The 17,875-nt window shown below is 68.4% G+C and carries 20 protein-coding genes; 4 read left to right on the top strand and 16 right to left on the bottom strand.

Annotated features, from left to right (window positions below; translation table 11 throughout):
- Positions 1 to 13 precede the first annotated feature (13 nt).
- Together BN948_RS26490 and BN948_RS01585 are read right to left on the bottom strand one after the other, a co-directional pair.
- On the bottom strand, positions 14 to 259 hold the full coding sequence (locus BN948_RS26490; protein ID WP_050980719.1) for a hypothetical protein: 246 nt from the start codon (positions 257 to 259) through the stop codon (positions 14 to 16).
- Between the two features lie 303 nt (positions 260 to 562).
- Positions 563 to 970, bottom strand: a complete 408-nt coding sequence (locus BN948_RS01585) for a GNAT family N-acetyltransferase (protein ID WP_009520032.1) — start codon at positions 968 to 970, stop codon at positions 563 to 565.
- Positions 971 to 1,040: 70 nt separating this feature from the next.
- Here BN948_RS01585 and BN948_RS01580 point away from each other — a divergent pair, with 70 nt between their 5' ends.
- Positions 1,041 to 1,538 carry a helix-turn-helix domain-containing protein gene (locus BN948_RS01580; protein WP_009520033.1) on the top strand — a complete coding sequence of 166 codons (498 nt, stop codon included), beginning with the start codon at positions 1,041 to 1,043 and terminating at the stop codon, positions 1,536 to 1,538.
- Positions 1,525 to 2,235, top strand: coding sequence for a nucleotidyl transferase AbiEii/AbiGii toxin family protein (locus BN948_RS01575; RefSeq protein WP_009520034.1), 711 nt, complete (start codon positions 1,525 to 1,527; stop codon positions 2,233 to 2,235). Before BN948_RS01580 ends, BN948_RS01575 begins: the two co-directional genes overlap by 14 nt.
- Positions 2,236 to 2,242: 7 nt before the next feature.
- On the opposite strand, the gene BN948_RS01570 is transcribed toward BN948_RS01575, so the two are convergent.
- The 14 genes from BN948_RS01570 to flgB form a co-directional block, all read right to left on the bottom strand.
- Positions 2,243 to 3,442: an HDOD domain-containing protein gene (locus BN948_RS01570; RefSeq protein WP_035620146.1), complete on the bottom strand. Its 1,200-nt coding sequence runs from the start codon at positions 3,440 to 3,442 to the stop codon at positions 2,243 to 2,245.
- Positions 3,443 to 3,495: 53 nt separating this feature from the next.
- Entirely contained in the window at positions 3,496 to 4,719 is a 1,224-nt protein-coding gene (gene flgL / locus BN948_RS01565; protein WP_009520036.1) for a flagellar hook-associated protein FlgL, read from the bottom strand.
- A 5-nt stretch (positions 4,720 to 4,724) separates the two neighbouring features.
- Positions 4,725 to 6,638 (bottom strand): flagellar hook-associated protein FlgK, encoded by a 1,914-nt coding sequence (gene flgK, locus BN948_RS01560; protein ID WP_009520037.1) that lies wholly within the window; start codon positions 6,636 to 6,638, stop codon positions 4,725 to 4,727.
- Between the two features lie 13 nt (positions 6,639 to 6,651).
- On the bottom strand, positions 6,652 to 7,506 hold the full coding sequence (flgJ, locus tag BN948_RS01555; RefSeq protein WP_009520038.1) for a flagellar assembly peptidoglycan hydrolase FlgJ: 855 nt from the start codon (positions 7,504 to 7,506) through the stop codon (positions 6,652 to 6,654).
- Positions 7,507 to 7,511: 5 nt separating this feature from the next.
- Entirely contained in the window at positions 7,512 to 8,627 is a 1,116-nt protein-coding gene (locus BN948_RS01550) for a flagellar basal body P-ring protein FlgI (RefSeq protein ID WP_009520039.1), read from the bottom strand.
- 118 nt (positions 8,628 to 8,745) lie between these two features.
- The gene (locus BN948_RS01545; protein WP_009520040.1) at positions 8,746 to 9,444 is read right to left on the bottom strand and encodes a flagellar basal body L-ring protein FlgH; all 699 of its coding nucleotides are present in this window, start codon (positions 9,442 to 9,444) and stop codon (positions 8,746 to 8,748) included.
- A gap of 8 nt (positions 9,445 to 9,452) precedes the next feature.
- Complete coding sequence (gene flgG, locus BN948_RS01540) at positions 9,453 to 10,235, bottom strand: flagellar basal-body rod protein FlgG (protein WP_009520041.1); 783 nt, start codon at positions 10,233 to 10,235, stop codon at positions 9,453 to 9,455.
- Between the two features lie 26 nt (positions 10,236 to 10,261).
- Positions 10,262 to 10,999, bottom strand: coding sequence for a flagellar basal-body rod protein FlgF (gene flgF / locus BN948_RS01535; RefSeq protein WP_035620139.1), 738 nt, complete (start codon positions 10,997 to 10,999; stop codon positions 10,262 to 10,264).
- A 188-nt stretch (positions 11,000 to 11,187) separates the two neighbouring features.
- The gene (locus BN948_RS01530) at positions 11,188 to 11,784 is read right to left on the bottom strand and encodes a DUF6891 domain-containing protein (RefSeq protein WP_009520043.1); all 597 of its coding nucleotides are present in this window, start codon (positions 11,782 to 11,784) and stop codon (positions 11,188 to 11,190) included.
- Positions 11,785 to 11,850: 66 nt separating this feature from the next.
- Complete coding sequence (locus BN948_RS25440) at positions 11,851 to 12,900, bottom strand: DUF6891 domain-containing protein (protein ID WP_009520044.1); 1,050 nt, start codon at positions 12,898 to 12,900, stop codon at positions 11,851 to 11,853.
- Positions 12,901 to 13,043: 143 nt separating this feature from the next.
- Positions 13,044 to 14,258 (bottom strand): flagellar hook protein FlgE, encoded by a 1,215-nt coding sequence (gene flgE / locus BN948_RS01520; protein ID WP_009520045.1) that lies wholly within the window; start codon positions 14,256 to 14,258, stop codon positions 13,044 to 13,046.
- 29 nt (positions 14,259 to 14,287) lie between these two features.
- Positions 14,288 to 14,950: a flagellar hook assembly protein FlgD gene (locus BN948_RS01515; RefSeq protein WP_009520046.1), complete on the bottom strand. Its 663-nt coding sequence runs from the start codon at positions 14,948 to 14,950 to the stop codon at positions 14,288 to 14,290.
- Between the two features lie 22 nt (positions 14,951 to 14,972).
- A complete protein-coding gene (gene flgC / locus BN948_RS01510) occupies positions 14,973 to 15,377 on the bottom strand; it encodes a flagellar basal body rod protein FlgC (protein WP_009520047.1) in 405 nt (134 codons plus the stop codon).
- Positions 15,378 to 15,393: 16 nt separating this feature from the next.
- A complete protein-coding gene (flgB, locus tag BN948_RS01505; protein WP_009520048.1) occupies positions 15,394 to 15,792 on the bottom strand; it encodes a flagellar basal body rod protein FlgB in 399 nt (132 codons plus the stop codon).
- A 239-nt stretch (positions 15,793 to 16,031) separates the two neighbouring features.
- Here flgB and BN948_RS01500 point away from each other — a divergent pair, with 239 nt between their 5' ends.
- Positions 16,032 to 17,021, top strand: a complete 990-nt coding sequence (locus BN948_RS01500) for a hypothetical protein (protein ID WP_009520049.1) — start codon at positions 16,032 to 16,034, stop codon at positions 17,019 to 17,021.
- A gap of 103 nt (positions 17,022 to 17,124) precedes the next feature.
- Complete coding sequence (flgA, locus tag BN948_RS01495) at positions 17,125 to 17,850, top strand: flagellar basal body P-ring formation chaperone FlgA (RefSeq protein ID WP_009520050.1); 726 nt, start codon at positions 17,125 to 17,127, stop codon at positions 17,848 to 17,850.
- The last annotated feature ends 25 nt before the right edge of the window (positions 17,851 to 17,875 follow it).

Raw genomic sequence — 17,875 nt, 5'->3', positions numbered from 1 at the left:
GAGCGGTGGGCGGTCATGGGGTGTCGCGCAAGCGCCGCAGGATAGCGTCTGCCTCGCGCGGGTTCCGTGCCTCGAGCCACTGCAGGTGGGCGAACGCATCGCCGCCTCGCAGGGCCTCGAACTCGAGCTGGCGCCGGTGAAAGGTGCTCACGATCCACCAGAGGATGGAGTCGCGCGAGAGGAACGATCGGCGAAAGGTTTCGCGGTTGCCGTGAAACAGCGCCCGGCCCGACACGACGCGCGCGACGGTGCGCTGCAAGCCCCGCCAGAACACCCGGCAAGCCGAAGTTGAGCCAGACGATGGTGGTGGCGCGGCCCCAGAGCGCGTCCCGCGCGAGGCCGTAGTTGCCCGCGGCCACCCAGCGCTCGCCCTCGGCAGCGCGGGCGACCAGCGCGAGGAATTCGGCCTGTGGCTTGGGCGTCCAGTCCGGCGCCCAGTAGAGCTCGTCCAGCTCGATCAAGGGGCTTTCCCGGGACGCGGCGAGCGCCTGCGCGAAGGTGGACTTGCCGGCGCAACTCGATCCGATGACGACCACCCGGTAGGGGGTCGCGCGTGCGCCGCTCATGGCCACCCACCCCTTGGATCGGCACCCACGGACAGCCGCTTGCGCATCAGCGCGTTCGGCAAGGCAATGCCGCGTCGCACCGGCAGGCAGCGTTCCACCACCTCGAAGCCCCAGCGGCGAAAGAAGCGCTCGGCGCTCAGGCTGACATGGGCGTGCAACTCAGCGATCCCCCGCAAGGCCGCCTCTTCGTGAATGCGCCGCATCAACACCGCGCCCACGCCGCGCCCCGGGTGGTGCCCGGACACGTCCGGCAACCAGGCGCGAATCTGCTCCGGGGTGTAGTCCCGGCTGGCCACGCGTTCGATGGCCGAGCGGTGCACCGCGAACAAGGCGGGCTCGTCGCCGCGCTGGAAGCGGCGGACATGCCAGGGGCCAGGCGGGGTGGGCTCGACGGGCGTGGGCATGGCCGAAGTGTGCCCACATTGGGCCATCAGCAGATTGACTCTAAGATCAATCATCATAAAATTGATTCTTATGTCAATCTCTCAGTCTCTCGTGGACACCGTGCTGCACGCCGCCCAGGCCCAGGGCCTGGACCAGATTCGCTTGGCGCGCCGAGCGGGCTTGCGCGCGGAGACCGTGTCAAGGGCCAAGCACCGCGGCACCATCGACCTGGGTAGCCTGCAGGCGCTGGCTCAGGCCGTGGGCCTGGAACTCTCCCTCAGGCCCAGGCCGAACACCTCGCCTCTGCCCGCGACAGGCCAGCGATCCACAGGGCAGCGCTCGCCCCTGGCCGACCCGAAATGGGGCCTGGCCTGGTCCAATCCCGACGCACCGGCCGAGGCGCTGGTGCGCAATGCGCTGGCGCATGGCAACTTCGATCTGCTATTACAAGCCGTGCTCGGCCACGGGATGGACACCGTGCGGACGCAGTGGCGTCAGGTCGCCCCCACCCTGCCCTCTCGGGCCCGCCAGGAGGTCGAACGCAAGCTGCGCAACATCGAACAAGGCTTGAACGATGCTGAGAGCTGATACCCAAGCGCTGTGGGACGTCCTCAAGCACCAGAAGGCCTTGGGCGGTTTCGTCCTGATCGGTGGCACAGCGCTCAGCATGCACCTGAACCACCGCCTGAGCGAAGACTTGGACTTCGCCTTTGACGGACCCCGCCTGCCCCGCGCCCGCATCGAGGCCCTCAAGCGCCTGATGGACAACAAAGGTTGGCCTTTCACGCCCAACGATCCCTTGACGGCCTTGCAGGAATTCGAGGACACGGGGCTGGATCTGCACGACTACCAGCAGAACCACATCGTGGGCTCGCGCGTGAAGCTCACGCTGGTGGCGCCCGAGCACGAAGTGCGAGTGCAATTGCGCGCGGCCGCGCCCGATCACCCGCGCGTCGCCTCGCTGGAGGAGATCTTCCGGCTCAAATGCATCGCGTGCGCCAACCGCTCCAAGACACGCGACTGGCTGGACCTGTACCTGCTGCTGCGCGACGGGTACTTCCAGCCCATCGACATGCGCGCACCGTTCGAGGCCGCTGGCGTGATCCTGAAGTTCGACATCGCCATGCAACGCCTGTGCTCCGGCAAGCCCGAGGCGGGCGACGAAGGCTACGAAAGCCTGCTCGATGAGCCGCCCACGATCGCCCAGATGCGCGACTACTTCCTGGACATCCGGGACCGGATCGAACGGGAAGTCGCGCGGCGCGCCCGCGATCCGCGCGCTTGACGCGCACTCAGCTCACCAAGCGCTCCGATCGCTTGTTCGCGTGGTCCCGGCTCGTCGCCAGCATGCGCAGCAGCGCGCGGTTCACCTGTTCCAGCGTCAGCTCGTGCCGGCGGCACAGGGTTTCCATGCGGTCCATGCGCTCGGGATCGCCCATGGCGCGCGCGAGGTCGATGAGCGGGAAGTACGGCCCGTCGTGGCGCAGTATGGCGTCGGTCACGCGGCTGGCCAGGGGCAGGCGGTGCAGGAGGTCGGCCAGGGGCTGGTGCAGCAATTGGTCGAGCTGCGAGAGCAGCGCGGTCATGTGGACCTCGGCGCGCAACAGGTCCTCGGAACCCGTGGCCAGCAGGTGGTGCGCCAGGCGCGCGCGCATCACCATGGCGTAGCGCACGGGCTGCAGGTCGACGTCGGGTTCGGCCTCGGGCAGTTGCTCGGTGAGCCAGCGGCCCAGCTCGCGAAATCCCAGCATCATGATCGCGTGGCGCAGCGAGCCGATCTCGCGCCGCAGGCCGTAGGCCGCGGAGTTGACGAGCATGAGGATGCGGTAGACCAGCACCGGGTCCTGTCGCACCAGGCGCTCCAGGTATTCCACCGAGCACTCCTCGTCGTCGATGGCCAGCAGCACCTGCTGCACCACGCGCGGGTCGTAGCTCAAGGGCTGGTGCTTGTGCGCGCGCAGCACGTCGGCCGCGGGCCAGCCCAGCACGGCGGCGGCCTGGGCCTGGTCCAGCACCTGGTTCAGGCGTTCCTGCGTGTCCACGCCCTCCACCATCTGGCCTGGCAAGGGGGTGAGGCGGTCATCGGGGGTGATGGTGAACAGGTTGCGGTGGTCGACACCGGGCGTGGGAAGCCCGTGCAGCGCGCTCCAGTCGCCATGGCGCACCAGCAGGTGTCCGCTGCGCCGCGCCAGCGAGAGGCGATTCAACGTTTCCTGCGCGCCGAACATCGAGGCAGGTACCTCCAGGAAGGTGTTGCGCACGGGGGGGCAGGACAGCGCCTGCTGCAGCAGGCGCGGCGACTGCAGCGACAGCAGCAGGGGCGGCGCGCCCTCGGGCCAGTCCTCACCGATGGCTTCCAGCAGGTGCCGGGCGTCCACCCCCTCCGGGTGAATAGCGCGCACGCACAGGCGTACGCCCGCGAGCTCGCGCGCGCGGTTCCACAGCGGCACATAGGCCATGGCCACGCTGTCGAGGACGGTGTGTGCTGGCATCAACATGTCAAGACAATCTCACAACGAAGCGCGGCGGGGGTGCTTCATACGTTTTATTTGATGTAGTCGAACAGGGACATGCGCTGCACCGAGGCATAGGCCTGCAAGCCGGCGTTGAGCGCGAGTTCCTTGTTCTTGAAGTCGGAAATGCCCTTGACCATGTCCAGGTCCACCAGGCGCGACTCTTCCAGCTCCAGGTCCGTGCTGCGGTTGTTCATCAGCAGGTCCATCGAATCGGCCCGGTTGAGCCATTCGCCCGCCCGGCCGCGGGCGAGCAGCACGCGGTCGTGGCCGGCGTCCACCTCGGTGAGCGCACGTCCCAGCGCCTGGGTGCGCTGGGCCGACTCTCCATCGCCCTGGTAACGCAGGGCGTCGATGGCGCCTTGCACCACGGAGAAGATGTCGGTCGTGCCCGTGGTGGGTGCGAGGTCGATCCGGTCGCCCGCGTTGGGCTGGCCACTCATCTCGAAGGACAGGCCGTCGAAAGCCACGGTCTTGCCGGCCTCGTAGGGCACGCCCGCGTGGCCCGCTACCGGCGTGCCGGTGGTGGTGTTGGTGATCGTGTACTGGATGACCCCGCCCACATCGGCGAAGTCCACGCGGTAGTCGTCGCCGGTGAGCGCAGTGGCGTCGGTCACCTGGCCCAGGCTGGTGCTTACGCCACCGGTGTTGGTGGTGGGCAGGCTCATGGTGAACGTGCCGTTGCCCTGCGGGATACGCATCCAGATGGCGTCGCCGTCCAGGGATTGCGGCAGGGTCGTGTTGCCGGCGGCGGGCTGGCCGCGCTGGCCTTCGAACTGCACGCCGTTGCCGCTGGGCCCATAGACGTCCACGAAGGGGGTGGGCGCTCCGCCCAGGCCACCGTAGAGCGTGCGGCCGTTGCTGTCGGTTCGGTTGGCCACGGCCAGCAGCTGTTCGCGCAGGCCTTCGAGCTGACGGGCCACGTCCTCGCGCTCGGCGTCGGTGAAGCTGGCGTTGCCGGCGCTCACCAGCAGATCGCGCACGCGCTGGATGAGCTCGCCCGATTCGGCCAAGCCCGACTCGGCCTGCTGCAGGCTGGTTTTCGAGGCCTCCAGCGCGCGCAGGTCGGCCTGCACGCGCGTCATGCGGTTGTGCGCCGACTCGGCCAGGGTGGCGGCCACGGGGTCGTCGCTGGCCTTCATCACGCGCTTGCCGGTGGAGATGCGCTCCTGCTGTTTGGCCAAGTCGTACTGGCGCTGCGCGAGCTGGTCGATCGTGCGGTCGAACTGGTTGGCGGTGGCGATGCGATAGGTCATGGCGTTCAGCGTCCCACGGTTTGCAGCAGGCTGTCGAAGGTGCTTTGCGCGATCTGCAGGAACTTGGCCGAGGCCTGGTAGGCCTGCTGGAACTGCAGCAGCCGCGCGGCCTCCTCGTCGAGGTTGACGCCGGCCACGTTGGCGCGCGCCTGCTCGGCCGCGGTGGCCACGCCGGCCGAGAAGTCGGCCGCGAACTGCGCGCCCTGCACGCGCGTGCCCAGGTCGGAGAACAGGCTGACGTAGCCGTCGGACAGGGGCACGCCGTCGAAGGTGGCGAGGTCGCGCAGGGCCAGCATGCCGTTGGCGTTGCCCGCGCTCTGCGCGATGGCGTTGGACGGCGACGCGCCGATGGAGAAGCTGTCGCCCGCGGTGGGGTTGCCGCGCAGCGTCATGCTCCAGCCGTTGAGCACGATGGGCTCACCGGGTTTGAAGTTGTAGCTGGGGGGCGGGCCGGGGTTGTCGGGCGGCGGGTTGCCGGGGCCCAGGCCGGTGGCGCTGAAACTGCCGTCGGCGTTGAAGGTGATGGTGACGGGGTCGGTGAGGTTCGCGGAGTTCTCCACCGCGAACAGCGACTCCACGCTCAGGCTGCCCGAGTTGGTGGTGGCTGGCGTGACCATGACGGGGCTGGCCACCGCCAATTGCTCGGGCGCGTCGATGGCGACCTTCAGATTGCGCGCGGCGGATTCGAAGGGCCGGATGCGGAAGCGGTCGCCCGCCACCGCGCCGGCCGCGTCCACCTGAAAGGTGAGGCCGTCCACGTCGGCCGGCAGCGCGCCCACGCTGGTGGTGTTGCCGTCGCTCAGGCGCACGATGCTGAAGCCACCGGCTTCCACGCGCACCTCGTAGTCGGAAGCGATCAGCGCCTGCGGGTCGCTCACCACGGCGCTCATCTGACCGGTGCCGCCGTTGGCCGGCGATGCGATGCCCTTGGCGGCTGCGGGCGGCACGAAGAAGTTCTGGCCCGGGTTGCCATTGAGGTCCATGCCCAGGGCATGTTGCTCATTCATCAAACTGGCCGTGGCCAGGGCGATGCGCCCGAGCTGGTTGGTCGCCGCGGCCAGGTCGTCGTTGAGGAAGCGCACCACGCCGGCCAGTTGGCCACCGGCCAGCGCGCTGTCGGCCAGCGGCGAACTCACGCCGCCCTGCACGAAGTTGATGCTGATGCGCGAGTTGTCCATGGGATCGGTCTGCGCGGCCAGCTTGGCGGCCTGAGAGCCCAACACCAGCGGCTGGCTGCCGCCCACGAAGACGTTGACCGCACCGGCCTCGCCGGGCACGGTGGTGATCTGGACGCGCCCGCTGAGTTCGGCCAGCAACTGATCGCGCTGGTCGAACAGGTCGTTGGGCGTGTGCGCGGTGCCCGCGGTCTCGACGATGCGCTGGTTGACCTTGGCCAGGTCCTGCGCGAGGCGGTTGATGTCGTCGGTGATGGACTTCACCTGCTGCTGCGTGGAGTTGCGCAGCAGGTCGAGCTGGCCCGCGCTGTCGCGCAGGCGGCTGGCGAATTCGTCGGCCCGCGCGATGACGACCAGGCGCGCCGTGGAGTTGCCCGGCGCCGAGGTGAGGTCGGTCCAGGAGTTGAGCATGTCGTTGAGCGCCACGCCCAGCCCCTTCTCGCCCGTGGGGAACACGGTCTCGAGCTGCTCCAGGCGGGCCAGGCGCGCGGCGTCGGACGCGGCCACCGAGCCGGTCTGACGCGCCTCGCGCGTGAGGTACTCGTTGTGGGCGCGCTCCACCGTGGTCATCTCCACGCCCTTGCCGAAATAGCCGCCACCGGTGAATTGATAGCCCGCGCTGGACAGCACCACGTTCTGGCGCGAATAGCCCGGCGTGTTGACGTTGGCGATGTTATGGCCGATGACCTGCAGCGCCGCGAGGTTGGTATTGAGCGCGCGGGTGGCGATGTTCAACGAGGACATGTGTGGTGCTCCCTCAGCCTTGTGCCCGCTGCAGGTTCAGCGTCGTGTTGATGGCCCGACCGAGCTTCTCGGCGTAGGACGGGTCGGTGGCATAGCCGGCGCGCTGCAGGCCCTGGGCAAAGCCCTTCACGGAGTGCAGTTGCTCCATCACGCCTTCGTAGCGCGGGCTGTTGCCGATCAGGCGCGCGTAATCGCGAAACGAGTCTTCGTAGGAGTCGTAGGCGCGGAACTTCGCCGTCACCTTGCGCGGCTCGCCATTGATGTATTCGGTGGTGGTGATCTCGGCGACCTTGCCCGTCCAGCCGCCAGTGGCCTTGATGCCGAACAGGTTGTGCGCGGGCGAGCCGTCGGCGTGGCGGATCTCGCCACGGCCCCAGCCGCTCTCGTGGCCGGCCTGGCCCAACATGAACGCGGCGGGAATGCCGGATTCGCGCGCCACCGCCTGCGCGGCGGCGCCGTGTTGCGACACGAAGGCCGTCTGGCGTTCTCCCGCACCGGCACCGGCGCTCGCACGGCCCACGGTGCTGCTCAGGCCGGCGTTGTCCGGCAGGGGATCGGTGCCCGCCACGCGCCCTGCGAGCTGACGCTCAATGGCCTCGGACAGGCCACCCGGCAGACCGGTGAGCTGCTGCGCGAACTGCTGGTCCAGCAGGTCGGTGCCCAGGTTCTCGCCCTGGCTTTCGAACAGGCCGCTCTTGCTCGTGGCCTCGCGCATGCTCTTGATCAGCTCGCGCATGAAGAGGGCCTCGAACTGCTTCGCGGCCTCCTTCAGCGCGGCCTTGCTGTCGCCCGCGCCCTTGAGCCCGGCCAGCGCGTTCGGGTCCGCAGCCAGGCCGCTCGGAGACGTGAAGGCGGTGTTGCCGATCATGGCCGTCAGATGATTTCCAGCTCGGCGTTGAGCGCGCCCGAGGCCTTGATGGCCTGCAGGATGGCGATCAGGTCCTGCGGCGTGGCGCCCAGGGTGTTGAGCGCCTTCACCACGTCGGCCAGCTTGGCGGCAGGGCCCATGTGGATGAGCGCGCCCTTGTCCTGGCTGATCTGGATGCTGGCCTGCTCGCGCACCACGGTCTCACCACCGGAGAACGGCGCGGGCTGGCTGATGACGGGGGTGCTGCTCACGCTCACCGAGAGGTTGCCGTGCGCCACGGCCACCGAGCCGAGTGTGACGGCCTGGTTCATGACGATGGAACCGGTGCGCGCGTTGATCACCACCTTGGCGCTGGGCACGCTCGATTCGATGCGCACCTCTTCGACGCGCGCGAGAAAGGCCACGCGCTGCGAAGGATCGGCGGGCGCGTTCAGGCGCACCACGCGGCCGTCGATGGCGCTGGCGGTGCCGGCCCCCAGGGCCTTGTTGATGGCGTCGGTGACGCGGCTGGCGGTCTGGAAGTCGTTGCTGTTGAGGCCCAGGTCCAGCGTGTCGCCCGTGTGCAGGGGGGTGGGCACGGCGCGCTCCACCTGGCCGCCGCCGGGAATGCGACCCGCGCTGAGATGGTTGATCTGCACCTTGCTGCCGCCGGCCGCGGCGCCCGCGCCGCCGACCATGAGGTTGCCCTGTGCGAGCGCGTAGATTTCGCCGTCGGCCGCACGCAGCGGCGTGACGATGAGCGTGCCGCCGCGCAGCGACTTGGCGTTGCCCATGGAAGAGACGGTGACGTCGATCGACTGGCCCGGCTGCGCGAACGGCGGCAGTTCGGCGGTGACCATGACGGCGGCCACGTTCTTGAGCTGTGGGTTGGCACCGGGCGGCAGCGTCAGGCCGTACTGCTGCAGGAAGTTGGCCATGCTCTGCCCGGTGTAGGGCATCTGCGTCGTCTGGTCGCCGCTGCCGTCCAGGCCCACCACCAGGCCGTAGCCGGTGAGCATGTTGCTGCGCACGCCCTGCACCGCGGCGATCTCCTTCACGCGCACGCTTTGTGCGGTGGCGGAGAAGCTCGCCAGCGCGCAGCAGATCAGCATCAAGTTGCGCAGGCAGTGGACGATATTCATTTCAGTGGCCAGTGGTCAAACCCAGTGATACCGCGGAACCGGCTTTGCCGGGCCGCAGGTGTCGCCCCCTTGAGGGGGTCGCGCGGAGCGCGGCGGGGGTGTTCCATGATCGCCATCTTCAGAACGGCAGAACGCTCAAAAAGAAGCGCGCCAACCAGCCAATTGACATGGCTTCGCCCTGTGCGCCGCGGCTGCGCGACTCGATGCGGGCATCGGCCACCTGGGTGGACGGCACCACGTTGCCCGGGCGCAGGTGGCGCGGATCGACCGTGCCGGAGAAGCGCAGCACGTCGACGTTGGCGTTCACGCCGATCTGCTTTTCGCCCACCACGCGCAGGTGGCCGTTGGGCAGCACCTCCTGCACGGTGGCGGTGATGGCGCCGGTGAAGGTGTTGTTGCTCGTGGTGCGGCCGTCGCCCGAAAAGTTGTTGTCGCTCTGCGCGCCAAGGCTGGAGCGGGCCCAGGGGCCCGAGCCGCCGAACAGCGGGATTGCGTCGATGCCGGCCGAGGCGTCGGCGCTGCGCTCGATCGAGGCCGAGTTGCTCTGGCTCGCGGTCACGCGCTCGGTGATCTGGATGGTGACGATGTCCCCGGGCAGCCGCGCGCGCGGGTCTTCGAAAGCGGGCCGGTAGGTGACGGCGCGAAACAGGCTGCCGGTGGGCGGCGCGCTCGCCGTTTGCACGGCCTGCGCCTGCTGCACGTACTGAACGGGCTGTGCGGGCACCAGGTCCACCACGGGTTCGTTGCGCAGTGTCTGGCAACCGCTGGCCAGCACGGCCAGGGCCAAAAGGGCAAAGAGGGGAGCGATGCGCATCATGGCGGTCCTTACAGCTGCGACAGCTTCTGCAGCATCTGGTCCGAGGTCTGGATCGACTTCGAATTCATCTCGTAGGCGCGCTGGGTCTGGATCATGTCCACCAGCTCCTGCACCACGTTCACGTTGGACTGCTCGGTGTAGCCCTGCATCAGCACGCCCATGCCGGTGGTGCCGGGCATGCCGTTGACCGGCGCGCCCGAAGCCACGCTCTCGCGGAACAGGTTCTGGCCCATGGGCTCCAGGCCGGCCGGGTTGATGAAGTTGGCCAGTTCGATCTGCCCCACCTGCTGCGGTTGGGTCTGGCCCGGCAGCTTGGCGGTGACGATGCCGTCGCTGGACACCGTGATGCTCTCGGTCTCGGCCGGCAGCGTGATGCCGGCCGTGAGCGGGAAGCCGCTGCTGGTCACCAGGCGGCCCTGCGCGTCGAGCTGGAAGCTGCCGTCGCGCGTGTAGGCGGTGGTGCCGTCGGGCATCTCGATCTGGAAGAAGCCCGAGCCGTTGACGGCCACGTCCAGCGCATTGCCCGACTGCTGCAGACTGCCCTGCGTGAAGTTGCGGCTGGTGGCCACGGTGCGCACGCCCAGGCCCACCTGCAGGCCGGTGGGCAGCTCGGCCTGCTCGGCCGCGTTGGCGCCCACCTGGCGCAGGTTCTGGTACATGAGGTCTTCGAACACCGCGCGCGAGCGCTTGAAGCCGAAGGTGCTGACGTTGGCCAGGTTGTTCGAGATGACGTCGAGCTGGGTCTGCTGCGCCGTCATGCCGGTCTTGGCGATCATGAGGGAGTTGATCATGGTCTTGTCCTTTTCGGTTCGGCGGATCAGCCGTTGGCGCTGAGCAGTTGCGAGGCGCTGCGGTCGTTGCCCTCGCCGTTCTGCAGCATGCGCATCTGGTACTCGAACTGGCGCGAGGCCGCGATCATTCCGACCATGGCCTCGACCGGGTTGACGTTGGAGCCTTCGAGCGCGCCGTCGTGCAGGCGCGCCACTTCGCTGTTGGGCAGGGGGTTGCCCTCGGGGCCGCGGAACAGGCCGTCGTCGCCGCGCGCGAGCGGGTTGTCGGCGTCGGGCACCACCATCTTCAGGCGGCCCGCCACCTGGCCGGGCTCGTTGCCCACGCGCGTGCTGATGGTGCCGTCGGCACCGATGTCCACGCGCGCGTTTTCGGGAATCACGATCGGGCCGCCGTCGCCCAGCATGGGCAGGCCGGCCGCGTTCACCAGCGTGCCGTCGGCGTTGACCTGCAGCGCGCCCGCGCGCGTGTAGGCCTCGGTGCCGTCCAGGCCCTGCACCGCGAACCAGGCGTCGCCCTGCGCGGCGATGTCCAGGTTGCGGCCGGTCTGCTGAACGGAGCCCGGCAGGCTGGAATGGCCGGCGGTGGCTTCGAGCGCGAACACGCGCGTGCTGGCGCCGTCACCGCGGATTGGCACGGCGCGGAACGTGGACAGCTCCGCGCGAAAGCCCGTGGTGGACACGTTGGCCAGGTTGTTCGACAGCACCTGCTGGCGGTGCGCCGCCGCGCTGGCGCCCGTCATGGCGGTGTAGATGAAGCGGTCCAAGCACAAATCCTTTCGCTCGCCACTCGCGCCAGCAGGGCTGGCCATGAGGGCTTGGAAAGGATTGTGAAAATTCTTGAGGGTGGGCGATGCCCGGAACAGCAGGGGTCAGGCCGTTCTATTCCTCGCTTCAGGCGCCTCGGCGGTGGGGGCGCGGCGGGCGGCGCGCACGGGCCGCCTGCGCGAGCCCGTCAGGCCGGTGTGCGGCGCTGCCAGCGCAGCCGGGGCACGCGGATCCGGTGGCGCCTCGTGCCATTCCACTCGGTTTCCAGGCCTTCGTGGTTCAACGCTTCGCACACCAGGCGGCCCACGCGCTCGTCATCCTCGTCCTCGTCGGACTCCAAGCTGCCGAACGCCAGCAACAGGCCCTCACCATTGAGGGCGTCGTCGATGTCCTGTGCGTGATAGAAGCAGCAGCCCCTATACCCCTCAGGCGGGGCGTCCTCGGCGTTCATCGCGGCCACCACGGCGGCCTCACCGTGCTGCATGGTGTAGCCCGACTCGGGAAACTGCACCACACACAAGCCCTGCGCCCGCAGGCGATCGAAGACCCGGTCGAGCCGGTCGCAGTCCGTGACAGGCGGCCAATCCGCTTCACTGGCCCGCTTGTCCTTCAGCACCGTCGCCGCGTAGGCCTTCACCCGCTCGATGTCAAAGTCGTGCCCGTCCTGGAAGTCGCCGTCGATCTGCGCATCGAGTTCGTCGACCGAGTGGAAGCCGTACCAGACCCATCCGTCGACGAGGCCCATCAAGGTTTCGGTCATGTTGTCAAAGGCGGCGGAGTTCACGGCTTTTCAGGCCCGGGGAACGGGCGCAAGGGTTGGAAGGGCGTGCGGCGGCGCAGCGTTCCTGTGTCAATCGGGCTGCGGCGTGCGGCGCTGCCAGCGCAGCCGGGGCAGGTTGATGCGGCTGTCGGCCGTGCCCTTCCAATCGGTCTGCAGGCCTTCCCGCTGAAACGCCTCGCAGACCAGGCGACCGATGCGCACGGCGTCTTCGTCCTCGTCGGAATCGACGGGGCCAAAGGCCAGCATCAGGCCCTCGTCGCCCAGGGCACGGTCGATGTCCTGGCTGTGGAAGAAGCAAAAGCCCTGGTAACGGCCTTCTGGAACGCCCTCGTCGTTGATGGCGTCGCTCACCGATTCCATGCCTTCACTGATGGTGTTGCCGGCCCATTGCAAGGCGCAGATGCCCTGTTCGTTCAGGCGACCGAACGCGTTGTCGAGCCGGTCACAGTCCGTCTCCTGCGGCCACGTGGCCTCGGCGGCGCGCTTCTTCTCGAACACCGCCGTGGCGTAGGCCTTGATCCACCCGTGGTCGAAGCCACCGCCCTCGGCGGCACCCTCGTCGATCCACCGCAGGATCGCGGCGGCGGTGTAGTAGCCGTACCAGACCCACTCGAGAACCTGGACCCGCATGTCCTCGGTGGCATCGGTGCTCTCGCCTTCGTCAGGCAGGTAGCTGTCGTGCAGGGGGTGAACCGGGCGATCGAGGTAAGTCTCGTTGTCGCCCGTTCCGGCGGCCGTGACGTCCGTGATCACCCACTTCTGCTCGAAGTGCTTCTTGCCGTATCGGCGCACGCCGATCTGGCGCAGAGCCGCATCGAAGCACAGGAAATGGCCCATTTTGTAGGGTTGCACCTCCTGCCGCCCATCCTTGTCGGTACCGGCTTGTGGCAACAGGTAGGCGCTCGCGTGGATGTTGAAGCGCCCGTCGTGGGCCGCCGCCAGCGCGAGGCACTCGCGCAGCACGCGGTCGATGGTCTCTGGCTCAGGCTGCGGGCCGATGAAGTAGACATTGACCACGTACTGCTTCTCGTGCGGCAGGTAGTGGAAGTACTCGACCTCGGCGCCGACGCGCTCGGCGGGCGGGAAGGACAGGTCGACAGCGGTGATGAACGAGGACACGGTGCGGCGGTGGGTGTGGCGAAGCCGGCGATGCTAGCCTCGCCGCACGCCCCGCGCACTCGGTCCGTTGCCCGAACCCAACCGCTACTGCACAGGCGGTATTGCGCCGCGCACGGCTTTCGCCACAACGCCGGCGCTCGCCATCAACGCATGTTCAGCAGCGTGCTCAGCACCTGGTCCTGCGTCTTGATGGTCTGCGCGTTGGCCTGGTAGGCGCGCTGCGCGGTCATCATGTTCACCAGCTCGGCGGTGATGTCGACGTTGGAGTCCTCGGTAGCGCCGGCGCGCAGCGCGCCGAAGTTGCCGGTGCCGGGCTCGCCGCGCAGCGGGTCGCCCGAAGCGTAGGTGGCCGTCCAGTTGCCGCCGCCCGTGGGCTGCAGGCCCTGCGCGTTGCGGAAGTTCACCAGCGCGATCTGGCCGGCGGCGCGCGTTTCACCGTTGGAGTACTGGCCGGTGATGACGCCGTTCTCGCCGATCTTCAGGCCCAGGAACTGGCCGGGGCGGTAGCCGTCGGGGTCGAGCTCGGTCACGCCGAAGGCGGTGCCGGTCTGCGTGACGTTGACGAAGTCGAGCGTGACGGGGAAGGTCAGCGCGGGGTCGTTGGGCGAGGCCACCGTGAGCGGGGGAATCACCGTGGCCGGGTCCAGTGCGCCGTTGTCGTCGAAGGTCAGCGTGAAGGGCGTGGACAGCGCGGGGTCGGCACCGTTGACGCCGGTGTATACCTCCCAGGTGTTGTTGCCCACCTTGCGGAAGGCCATGGACACGGGAATCTCCAGGCCCTGGTCATCGAAGGCGACGAAGGACGTGCCATAAGTGGACAGCGGCGTGGGCGGCGTCACGCTGTTCCACACCGGCGCGCGGGCGTCGAGGTTGAACTCGGCCGTGACGTTGGTGGTGCGCTGCGCGGGAATGGGCGCGCTGGTGGGCAGCGTCAGGGGCACCGTGTCGAAGCTCAGGCGGTTGCCCTCGGGGTCCGTCGGGTAGCCCATGAGCTGAGCGCCCTGGTGGTTGACGATCTCGCCCTGGTCGTTGAGCTTGAACATGCCGGCGCGGCTGTAGGCCGTGCTGCCGTTGGGCATGGTGAGCTCGAAGAAGCCGGCGCCGTTGATGGCCACGTCCAGGTCATTGCCGGTGATGGTGATGTTGCCCTGGGTGAAGCTCTGCGTGACGGCCGAGACCGACACGCCGATGCCCATGTTGACGCCGCCGGCCGCGTTGACCGAGCTCGCGTAGACCTCGGCGAACTCGGCGCGCGAGGACTTCATGCCCACCGTGTTGCCGTTGGCGATGTTGTGGCCGATGACGTCGAGGTTCTTGCTCGCGCTGTTCAGGCCGGAGAGTCCTTGCTGGAATGCCATGGTGTGTCCTTGCTCGCGATGTCGCGGGGTTACATGAACGTGGTGATCTTGTCGTAGCCGACCGTGCTGCCGTTCTGCAGCTGCAGTTGCATCTGGCCGTCCTTCATGCCGACGGACGTCACCGTGAGGCGGCTGTACATGAACGAGCCCACCGGCGTGCCGCCGTTGGAGGCGCGCACGCGGTAGCTGGCCACGTCGTTGGGGTTGAACTCGCTGCCGTCCCAGTTGAAGGAGTGCTGGCCCGCCGTGAGCGCGCCAAAGTCCAGCGTGTCGATCACCTGGCCGGCCTTGTCGAGCACGTCGACCTGCACGCTGTCGGCGGGCGAATCGATGCGGAAGGCGGCCTTGCCGACGGTGCCGTCGAAGCCGAAGGTCTTGCCCTCCACCAGGGCCTCGCGGCCGATGAGCGACAGGCCCTGCAGGTTCTGCATGGCCGTGAACTGCGTGGCCATGCCCTTGAGCGTGGTGTTGAGCGACTCGATGCCCGCGACCGTGTTGATCTGCGTCATTTGCGTCGTCATCTGCGCGTTGTCCATCGGGTTCATCGGGTCCTGGTTGTTCAGCTGCGCGACGAGCAGCTTGAGGAACCGGTCCTGCGTGGCCTCGGCACCGGTGGCGGTGGTGCCGGACTTGGTGGACGCGCCCGGCGTGTTGCCGAGGGCGGAGAGGTCGAACGGGTTGGAGAACATCATGGCGAAGTGCCTCTGTGTGGAATCACTGGCCCATCTGCAGCGTCTTCTGCAGCAGGTTCTTGGCGGTGTTCATCACCTCGACGTTGTTCTGGTACGAACGCGAGGCAGAAATCATGTTGACCATCTCCTCCACCGGGTTGACGTTGGAGTGCGTGACGTAGCCCTCGGCGTCGGCGCTGGGGTGCAGCGGGTCGTGCACGCGGCGGCCGGGGGCGTCGCTTTCGGTGATGGTCTGCACCTTCACGCCCGCGCTGCCGGCATCGCCCATGGCAACCGTCTGGAAGTGGATGTGGCGCGACTTGTAGGCCTGACCGTCGGGCCCGGCCACGGCGTCGGCGTTGGCCAGGTTGCTGGCCACCACGTTCAGGCGCTGCTGCTGCGCGCTGATGGCGCTGCCGGAGACATTGAAGATGTTGAACATCGACATGGCGTTGTCCTTTCAATCACTGCCCGGTGATGGCACTGAGCATGGTCTTGACGTGGCCGTTGATGAAACGCAGCGTGGACTCGTAGCGGATGGTGTTGTCCACGAAGTTGGCGCGCTCGCGGTCGAGGTCGACGGAGTTGCCGTCCTGGGAAGGCTGGGTCTGCACCGTGTAGGCGAGCTTGGGATCGCCCGGGTGGGCGCCGACGCTGCTGAAATGGCGTGCATCGGTGGTGACGGCCTGGCCCGTTCCGCTGCCGCTGGCGCTCTTGAGCGCGGCGGCGAAATCGAAGTCGCGCGCGACGTAGCCCGGCGTGTCGGCGTTGGCAATGTTGCTGGCCAGCACCTGCTGGCGCTGCGAGCGCAGCGTGAGCGCCTGGGCGTGGAAGTCCAGCCGGCCGGTCATCTGTTCGAGCATGCGCACCCCCTGCGTGCGGGTTGTCGTGGCCGGCCCGGGAACATGCCCGGACCGGGGCGTGGAACGATTGTCAAAAGACTTGAGGGTGGGCGAAGCGCGGAACAAAGGGGGGGAAAGGCGGCAATTCCTTCCTTCATTGGCCGGGAGCGCATGACGCGGGAACAGATTCACGCGAGGCCGGCACACAGGCCGCTTCCGACCGGGGCGGCGCCCGGCCATCCACCAGCACGACCCTCACCATGCAAAGGCACAGCACGCTCCACCGAACCGACCTCAAGCAGCTCATTCCGAGCCTTATCCAGTGGGCGGCGGCGCAAGAGCCGCGCAAGCGGGTCTACGCGCAACCCCAGGGCGCGACGGCCATCCTGCTGTTTGCCCGCGACGGCCTCGGGCCTATCGGCTGCGGGCGCGACACCCTCCCGAGCTGGCAGCACACGGGCAGCGCCGCCACCGTGTGCTTCCTGAGCGCCCTGTTGAACCGCGTGCAAGACGATCCACATCTCGCCTGCCAGCGGCAGGGTGCCTTGGTCGTCCACGACCTGACCTGGCTGGCCATGGGCCAGCCGCTGTGCCAAGGCATCACCGCCGACGAACTCCGTTGCGGTCTGCACAGCCTGAACCGATGGCTGGAGCAGCAGCCACAAGCGGTCTACCTGGACCAATCGGTGGAGATGGAGGTGACACCCGTCGCGGTGCAAGCCCATGCACACGCCCCCGTGCTCGACGACGTGCTGCGTTCCGCCAACGACCACCCGACGGCCAAACTGATGCACGACGCCTTGTGCCAACACCTGCAGGTCCAGGGCGACGACGCCGAGCACACCGTGCAGGACTTCGCCAGCCTGACCCAACTGCTCGACGACGACCTGCGCGCCCCGTCGCACGCACTCGACCTGGGCAAGGTCGACATCGATCTGCTCGGCGAATTCGAGCGCATGGGCCTGTGGACTCTCTATTTGGGGCACCGCCAGGCGCTGAAGCCGCCGCTCACGGCCCTGGCGCTGCCGCCCTCGCTCGACGGCGTGCCGGACTACCTGGCGGCCTCGCTGCCTCAGCTGACCGAGATCACCCTGCCCGACTATCAGGGTCCTCCGTCGGACGTGGGGGCCTTCTCCGGCCTTTGGCGCGTGGTCATTCCGGGCCAGTCGGCGGAGCGCTCGCCGGGGGAGCTGGGCCTGCCCCCGGGCGGCGCGCTGGTGCAGACCATCGACATGGACCTGTCGGACTGAACCGAGCCCGTGAACTGAGGGCGGATTCCTCCTCATTTCGGGCTTTGGCCACCCGGCCATCCCCCTACAGTGCCCCACTGACACCGTGTCTCTGGAGCCCGCCATGAACCGCCCCGCCCTTCGCCTGCTGATCACCGTCGCCTTCGGCCTCGCGCTGCTCGGCGCGGTCGCCAGCGCGCGCGCGAACGACAACAGCGGCCTCGAACAGCTCGCACGCGATTTCCTGCTGCCTGCCGTGGACCAGGCCCTGGCCGAGCAGGCGGGCGTGCCCCTGCGCGCCGAGGTGCAAATGGGTTCGCTGGACAACCGCCTGCGCCTGGCGCCGTGCAAGGCCATCGAACCCTTCCTGCCACCCAACGGCCGCCTCTGGGGCCGCAGCCGCGTGGGCCTGCGCTGCGTCGACGGCCCGACCCGCTGGGCGGTCTACCTCCCCGTCACGGTGCAGGCCTTCGGGCCGGCCTGGGTGCTGAAGACCCCCGTGCAGTCCGGCGAGACCCTCACTCAAGAACACGCCGAACGCGCCGAAGTGGACTGGGCGGCTCACCCGTCGATGGTGTTGGCCCTGCCCGAGCGCTGGGTCGGCCAGCAGGCGGCCTACGCGCTCACGCCGGGCCAGGTCATCCGCGAGAACATGGTGCGCGCGCCCCAGGCCTTCGAAGCCGGCACGCCGGTGAAGGTGAGCGCGGGCGGCCCCGGTTTTGCCATCACGGTCATCGGCCAGGCGCTCAACGCCGGCCTGGTGGGCCAGAGCGCCCGGGTTCGCCTGCCCAGCGGCAAGGTGGTCACCGGGCAGGTGCGGGCCGATCAGGTGGTGGAAGTGCCCCTCTGACGGGCGCTTTGACCGATGAACGGCA

Origin of the sequence: Hydrogenophaga intermedia, from assembly GCF_000723405.1 — a bacterium.
Classification (GTDB): Bacteria; Pseudomonadota; Gammaproteobacteria; order Burkholderiales; family Burkholderiaceae_C; genus Hydrogenophaga; species Hydrogenophaga intermedia.
Note: the sequence above shows the minus strand (reverse complement) of the source record. Positions and strands in the feature narration are given on the sequence as shown.